Source organism: Longimicrobiales bacterium (assembly GCA_035764935.1).
In the GTDB taxonomy this organism is placed as follows: domain Bacteria; phylum Gemmatimonadota; class Gemmatimonadetes; order Longimicrobiales; family RSA9; genus DASTYK01.
This window is the reverse complement of the sequence record DASTYK010000020.1, coordinates 1-7,286: the sequence shown is the minus strand read 5'-3', so window position 1 is coordinate 7,286 and position 7,286 is coordinate 1. Positions and strand designations below refer to the sequence as shown.

The 7,286-nt window shown below is 68.2% G+C and carries 4 protein-coding genes; 3 read left to right on the top strand and 1 reads right to left on the bottom strand.

Features of this window, described 5'->3' with window-relative positions; all coding sequences use genetic code 11:
• Nucleotides 1–1,572: hypothetical protein (locus VFU06_01300; GenBank protein HEU5208018.1), on the bottom strand; the 1,572-nt coding region annotated here is incomplete at its 3' end.
• 521 nt (nucleotides 1,573–2,093) lie between these two features.
• On the opposite strand from VFU06_01300, the gene VFU06_01295 reads away from it, so the two are divergent.
• The 3 genes from VFU06_01295 to VFU06_01285 all read left to right on the top strand — a co-directional run bounded on the left by VFU06_01295 (nucleotide 2,094) and on the right by VFU06_01285 (nucleotide 7,097).
• On the top strand, nucleotides 2,094–3,473 hold the full coding sequence (locus VFU06_01295) for a serine hydrolase domain-containing protein (protein HEU5208017.1): 1,380 nt from the start codon (nucleotides 2,094–2,096) through the stop codon (nucleotides 3,471–3,473).
• 408 nt (nucleotides 3,474–3,881) lie between these two features.
• Nucleotides 3,882–4,211: a cupin domain-containing protein gene (locus VFU06_01290; GenBank protein ID HEU5208016.1), complete on the top strand. Its 330-nt coding sequence runs from the start codon at nucleotides 3,882–3,884 to the stop codon at nucleotides 4,209–4,211.
• Nucleotides 4,212–4,424: 213 nt separating this feature from the next.
• Entirely contained in the window at nucleotides 4,425–7,097 is a 2,673-nt protein-coding gene (locus VFU06_01285) for an ABC transporter permease (protein HEU5208015.1), read from the top strand.
• Nucleotides 7,098–7,286: the final 189 nt, after the last annotated feature.

The following is a 7,286-nucleotide window of genomic DNA, read 5'->3' as shown; positions in this document are numbered from 1 at the left end:
CTGGTCGCGCGTGTAGATCAGGTCCTCGAGCATCGAAACGCCGACGCCAGCCTCCACGCCCAGGTTGAAGCCTTTGAACAGCTCCCGGTCGAGGACCGTCATCTGCGCTTCCAGGTCGGGCTTCCCCGGCTCGTCCGGTTCGCCACAGCTCCAGATCGCAACACACGCCTCCACCTTGACCTTGACTGGCGCGGACACGCGGATGACGGTGCTGTCCGGGTTGGTCAGATCGAGCAGCTGCGCGTGGTTGTTCCGGTCGACCAGCTCGAAGTCCTGCTCCCATCCTGCCTGTCCCGACCACGTCTGCGTCAGCCGGCCGGTGTCGTCGAACATCAGCTTCACGGTCGCACCACCGTTGTTCAGCGTCGCCTGGAGCTTGATGAATACGCCGATCGCGGCCATCGCCTTGAAGTCGTTGGTCACCTGGTATCCCGCCTTGTAGGCGAGGGAGGGGATCGGCACCTCGAGCGTGAACTTGCCATCTCCGACGGCGCGCACCGTCATCTCACCCTGCAGTCGCGGACGCACCTCGGTGAACGCAGCCGCGAGCGAGGGCAGGATGACCGTGGGCAGCTGCCCGATGTCCTCGATCCGGCAGCGCACGAATACCGGCGGCGTCCAGCGCAGCCCGCTCCAGTAGCCGGCGCGCGTGCGCACGGGCGTGCCCGGCACACAGACCCGGACCGGGGCGAGCGAGGCCTCAGGAATAGCCGGAGCGTATTGCCGAAGGAAATCGATCAGGTTGGCACCCGTGGGCGTCTTCAGGCAGCCCGGGTATGCGCCGCGATTGCACGGGTAGAAGACCGGCGGCCGCCCGCCGCTGATGCCGCCGGCGTCCATGGTCAGTCCGATGTCGGCGTCGCCCGTCAGCCTGACGTTGCCATCCAGGATGCGCAGCGAGTCCAGCCTGCCCGCAATCCCGACGGACACGCCGTAGGCGACTTCCATCTCCACGTACTTTCCGCAGACCTCGATCTCGCGCGGTCCCGGTATCAGCGCGAGCACGTCGTGCAGCACTGCACAGACATCGTAATCGTCGAAGCTTCCCTCCAGTGGCGGCAGGTCGACCCGAGTCGGACCGACGGAAATCGTGGCGGCTTCCGGGCTGCTGAACCGCGCGGCGCCAGGGCCGCCGAGCGGTACCGTCAGCGTGTAGCTGCCTTCGCGAATGATCTCGTGCAGGTATGCGTGCCCCGTCTCGAGGACCAGCTCGTCGCCCTGCGTCGTCGCGCCCAGCACACGGCGCACTTGCTTGGTGCCATCGGCATCGTCGAGCACGATGAAGTCGTCGCGCTCCAGGACCGGCACCTCGTCGGTCAGCGCCCGGAAGCGGTAGTGACCGGACGTCAGCTCTTCGGGGGAAGAGAGCAGGGTGAAGTCGGCGGCAGAGAGTGCGTGCGCACGCTCGTCGAAGATGCCGTGGCCAACGGTCGACTGCGGGGAGGACGGCGGCTCGTCGACCTCGTCCCGGGTGTCAGGGGCCGTCAGGGCATGGTCGTCTGCGCATGCCGATGCCGTCAGCATCACCGCGATACAGGTTAGCCGTCGGACAATATCCAGCCGCCGCGACATGGATCCTCCTCGTCACGAGATGAGGACTGCTCCCGCCATCAGGCAGGCATCGGGGTGCAGCGTTCTGATGCGTGATGCGAGAGACAGCAACAACGGCTGGACTGCGAAACGAACAGTGCTGAGCGCGAGAGGCGAACTCCTGAACAGGGTACACTCCCGGCTGCATGCAGCACAATGCGCGCTGCGCCGCTTATCCGGCCTGACAGGGGAACGTCACGCGAGGGGCATCGATCGGTGCCGTGAAATGCCGGCCCAGCGTACCATTCCGGCGGAGGATGCACCCGCGTGCGTCCTCGGTGCCCCGCCCCAGCGATACGAATGATCGCAGGCGCCGGCCCGCTGTGGTTCCACTCACCAGGTCCGACCCGCGCGCGACGGGGCACATCGATCGATGGCGCCCCGCGAACGTACAGGCCTATATTCGACGCATTCCAACGTCACTGCGGTGCATACCGGGCCATCGCTCGCCGATGGTCATGCCATCGCGCTTGATCCCGCTCCCGTGTCCGAGAGAACGGCCGATGCGACGTCCGCTCCTGCTCCCGCTATTCGTCCTCGTCGCCGCGCCCGTCGCAGCACAGCGTCCCGACGACGCGCGCATCGTTGCGGCGGTCGATTCCATCGTGGATGCCGCGCTGCGCGAGGACCTCACCCCCGGCATGGGCATCGCCGTCGTGCGCGGCGGCGACACGCTGGTGATGAAGGGTTACGGCCTGGCCGATGTCGAGCACGACGTCCCCGTCACCGATGAGACCGTCTTCCGCATCGGCTCGCTGACCAAGCAGTTCACCAGCGCAGCGGTCATGAAGCTGGTGGAAGAGGGCAGAATTCAGCTGGACGCGACGATCGACGAGTACCTGCCGGAATACGACGGCCCCGGCCGTGACGTCACGATCCACCAGCTGCTCAACCACACGTCCGGCATTCCCAGCTATACCGGGCTGGGCGAGGAGTTCTGGGAGAAGAGCCGGCTGGACCTGACGCACGAGCAGATGCTGGAGATGTTCGAGGACGACCCGCTCGAGTTCGTGCCCGGTGCAGGGTGGTCATACAACAACTCCGGTTACTACCTGCTCGGCATGGTCATCGAGGCGGTGACGGACGAGTCGTACGAGGATCACCTCACCCGCACGCAGTGGCAGCCGCTCGGCCTGGAGCAGACGAGCTACTGCCGGCACACCGAGATCATCCCGCACCGCGCGGAAGGTTACGCGGTGGATGTCGGCGTGCTGGTCAACGCGCCGCCGCTCAGCATGAATCCGCCCGGCGCTGCGGGTGCGCTGTGCAGCACGCCGCGCGACCTCGTGCACTGGAACGACGCGCTCGTGAGCGGCGACGTCGTGAGCGCCGAGTCTTACCGGCGCATGACGACGGCCACGCGCCTGTCCAACGACAGCACTGTCGAATACGGCTATGGCCTTGCCCCGGGCGAGCTGGAGGGTCACCGCATGGTAGGCCACAGCGGCGGCATCAACGGCTTCAGCGCGTACCTGTCGTACTATCCGGACGAGGACCTGACGATCGCCGTGCTGGCGAACGGCCCGACCAGCACCGGCCGCGTGCAGTCGGACATCGCGCGCGCAGTGCTGGGATTGCCGGCCCGCGAGCCGCCGCGCGTCGAGGAGCAGCCACTGCCGGCGGAGCAGCGCGCGCAGTACGTGGGCAGCTACGACCTCGCGCCCGCGCTGCCGCTGCAGGTGACGATCTATGAGCAGGGCGAGCGGCTGATGGCGCAGGCGACGGGGCAGGGCACGATGCCGCTGTACTACCAGGGTGGTCACCGCTTCGCGGGACCGCCGGGCAGTGGCATCGAGCTGGAGTTCGCTGTCACGGACGGTGTGGCAACGGGGTTCACGCTGCACCAGGGCGGCGGCGAGTTCGCGGCGCGCAGGATGCCGTAGCGCGTTCTGCCCGCCCGGTGCCGTGAGGCATCCTGTGGCCTTCAGGCGGGCGGCTGCCGCGACGATGCGGCAGCCGCCCTGTTCTATCCGCCGGCCCATGCGCGTTCAGCGCTTCCTGTCCGGGACAACGCGCCGGCGCGAAGGTGCAGCGACCGTAGCGACCGTGGCGACCGTGGCGACCGTCAAGTGTGCCCCACGCCGGCTGAAAACGGCTCCGGGGTCGGTTCGCCCCCGGATGAGCCGTAAACCCTGCCCCACGCGCTCTGGCTGCGCGGCGCGGGGTCGACTTGACCACGCATTATCGTGAGATCACGACCCCACTTCGCAAAGAAAGGCATGTGGGGCCACGTTCACGTCGTCGGCCGGGTGCCTTTCCCGAACCCCGTCGCCCACATCATCGGTCAACCCATGCACAGAATCCACCAGTCGGACCTGCCCCTCCGCGGCAGCTCGCACAACTTCGTCGGCGCCGACAATGGCAACGTTGCAATGTCCGCCTTTCTCTTCCACGGCGAGCTCGGCAGCGGTCCCGGCCCTCACCGCCATCCATACGACGAGATCCAGTTCATCCAGCAGGGTCGCGGCGCCTGGGTGGTCGAAGGCGTGGAGTTCGAGGCCGGCGCGGGCGACATCCTGGTCATCAAGGCGGGCGAGGTTCACAGCTTCCGCTGCATTGAGGCGCCACTGGTGCAGCTCGACGTTCACCTGAGCCCGAAGTTCATCCAGGAAAACCTGTGAGCGGCGCGCTGGCTGGCGCGCGTCTGCTGGATGCAGCCGGGACACCATCCCCGCAGGTCCCGCCCCCGCGGCACGACCGCGGCCGCCCATCCCACTCCAGTTGATAACCGAGAGGAGCCGCGCCTTCTTCCAGTCGATAACCGAGTGGAACAGGGGGCGACCATGCCGTTGAAGCTGGATCCCGTCACGCGCACGCTGGACCGGGTGTAGCCCATGTCCCTGCTGAGCCGATTCCGCGAGTTCCTCGACGCCCGCCGCGAGCACGACGCCGTCGCCGAGGAGATGCAGTTCCACATCGAGCGCGAGACGCAGCGCAACGTCGCCAACGGCATGTCGCCGACCGAAGCGCGGCGCGCCGCGATGCGCGACTTCGGCGGCGTCGACCGCTTCCGCGAGCACGCCCGCGACGAGCGCCCCGGCACTCGCCTCGCCGACCTCCGCGCGTCCTGGCTCGACTGGAAGCTGGGCGGCCGCATGCTGCTCAAGTATCCCGGCCTGTCGATCATCGGCGGCATCACGCTCGCGGCGGCGATCGCACTCAGTGTCGGCATATTCGAGTTCTCGTGGGAGATGCGTGACCCGAGGCTGCCGCTTCCCGGCGGCGAACGGATCGTGCGGCTCGAGAACCTGGACGTGGCAGAGAGCACGATCGAGCGGCGCTCCGTGCACGACTTCCTGGTATGGCGTGACGAGCTCGAATCGATCGAGCAGCTCGGCGCGTATCGCGCGATCGAGCGGAACCTGATCACCCCGGACGGCCGTTCCGAGCCGGTCGACGTGGCGGAGATCAGCCCGGTCGCGTTCCCGCTCACGCGTGTGCCGCCGCTGCTCGGCCGGCCGCTCGTCGAAGCGGACGCCGCGCCGGGCGCGCAGAACGTGGTCGTGATCGGCTACGAGCTGTGGCGCAGCCGCTTTGGCGAGGACCCATCGGTCGTCGGCAGCACCGTGCAGCTCAGCCGCGCCCCCGCGACGGTGGTGGGCGTCATGCCCGAAGGGTATTCGTTCCCGATCAACCACCAGATCTGGACGCCACTGCGGCTGGAAGCAGCGCAGCCGCGCGAGGGCCTGCCGATCCGCATGTTCGGCCGGCTGCGCGACGGCGTGTCGCTCACGACGGCGCAGGCGGAGCTGGCGTCGGTCGGTGCGCGCATGGCGCGCGCGAATCCGGCGACGCACGAGCACCTCCGGCCACGCGTGCTCCGGTACGCGGCGCCCTCGGCGACGCTCGGTGCGGACGCCGATGATCTGATCGTCGCCAACCTGCTCGTGTGGGTGGTGCTCCTGATCGCGGGCACCAACGTCGCCACGCTGATGTTCGCGCGTACGGCGCTGCGCGAGTCCGAGATCGTCGTGCGCAATGCGCTCGGCGCGTCGCGCGGGCGTGTGATGGCCCAGTTGTTCGTCGAGTCGCTCGTGCTGAGCCTGGTGGCTGCCGCAGTCGGCGTCGCGCTCGCGATGGGCTTCATGAAGTACGCGCGGGAGAATTTCGCGTCGGACGTCGACTGGCCGTTCTGGTGGGACCTCAGCCTCAGCCTGCCGACCGTGCTGTACACGACGCTGGTCGCGGTCGGCATTGCTGCCATCGTGGGCCTGCTGCCCGCCATCCATGCGACGGGCCCCCGCGTGCAGGCTGCGCTGCGCAGCATCGGCGGCGGTGGCACGCACATGCAGATCGGTCGCGTCTGGTCCGCGCTGATCGTTTTCCAGGTCGCGCTGTCGGTGCTCGGACTGCCGGTCGCGATCGCGCTGACGGGTGAGCAGCTGGCGCAGCAGCAGGCGCGCGACATGTTCGACGCCCGTCCGTTCCTGACGTTCCGGCCGCAGCTGGATGCCGACGAGGTGACCGGCGACGATCCCGACCTGCCGGCGCGCATGGCCACGCTCGTCGGCGAGCTCGAGCGCCGGCTGGAGGCCGATGGGGATGTAGTCGCGGTGACGTTCGCCGACGCACTGCCAGCCGTCGACTGGCCGCCCATGCAGGTCGAGCTGCAGCGCGGCACGGAGTCGCCCGTGATCGTCGACACGAAGCAGGCCGATGACCAGGTCGTCGTGTCCGCCGTCGACGCGGACTTCTTCGAAGCGTTCGGCGCGCCGATCACAGCCGGCCGCTCGTTCCACAGCGGCGACATCGGCTCGGACCACGGCGTCGCCATCATCAACGAGTCACTGGCGCAGCGGATCGGCGGCAATCCCATCGGCGTGCGCCTGCGCACCGTCGCGAACGGGGAGGACCCCGAAGCAAAGCCGTGGCTCGAGGTCGTGGGCGTCGTGGGTGACGTAGGACTCGAGTCGACTGCGGAAGGCGAGGCGGAGCTGATCTACACGCCGGCGTCGGTCGCGACACTGCCAGCGCCGCCGCACATGGTCGTACGCGTGCGCGGCGATGCCGCCGCGTTCGAGTGGACGCTGCGCGAAACGGCGGCGCGCGTTGCTCCCGACCTGCGCCTGTACGAGGTGATGACGCTCGAGGAGGTGATCCGGTTGGACGCGTTCGACGGTGTCCTGATGACCGCGAGCATCCTGGTCCCGGTGCTGCTCGTGCTGCTGCTGTCCGCGGCCGCACTGTTCGCGCTCATGTCGGTGGCCGTTGCGCGGCGCACGCGCGAGATCGGCATCCGGCTGGCGATCGGTGCGAGTCCGCGTGCGCTGCTGGCTGCGCTCTTCAAGCGGGCCGCGTTGCAGATCGGCGTCGGCATCGTTGCCGGCAACCTGCTCGTCCTCGCGCTGATGTCGGTCATCGAAAACGAGTTCGATGCCGTGCCGACCGCGCTGCCGATGCTCGCTGCATCGCTGATCATGGTGATCGTCGGCCTTGCCGCGTGTTTCGTTCCGGCGCGGCGGGCGCTGGCCGTCCAGCCGACGGAGGCGGTGGTCAGCGCGCAGTAGCGGTGCTGGCGGATCATTCCGGACTGTACGCGTAGAGGCCCGGCGTCGGCCCCGTCATCATTTCGTGCGTTGGCGCGTTAGCAGTGGTATTCTGCAGAACCCCCTCACCCATTGCAGGTCATCTGATAACCGGCCGCAGCACTGCCGCCTCTCACCACCGGAGGTAGATCATGCGCAGGGCATGGATGA

What these genes read in the sequence shown, in the direction of transcription:
- VFU06_01295 (HEU5208017.1), top strand. Translation starts at nt 2,094, where the DNA reads ATGCGACGTCCGCTCCTGCTCCCGCTATTCGTCCTCGTCGCCGCGCCC.
- VFU06_01290 (HEU5208016.1), top strand. Translation starts at nt 3,882, where the DNA reads ATGCACAGAATCCACCAGTCGGACCTGCCCCTCCGCGGCAGCTCGCAC.
- VFU06_01285 (HEU5208015.1), top strand. Translation starts at nt 4,425, where the DNA reads ATGTCCCTGCTGAGCCGATTCCGCGAGTTCCTCGACGCCCGCCGCGAG.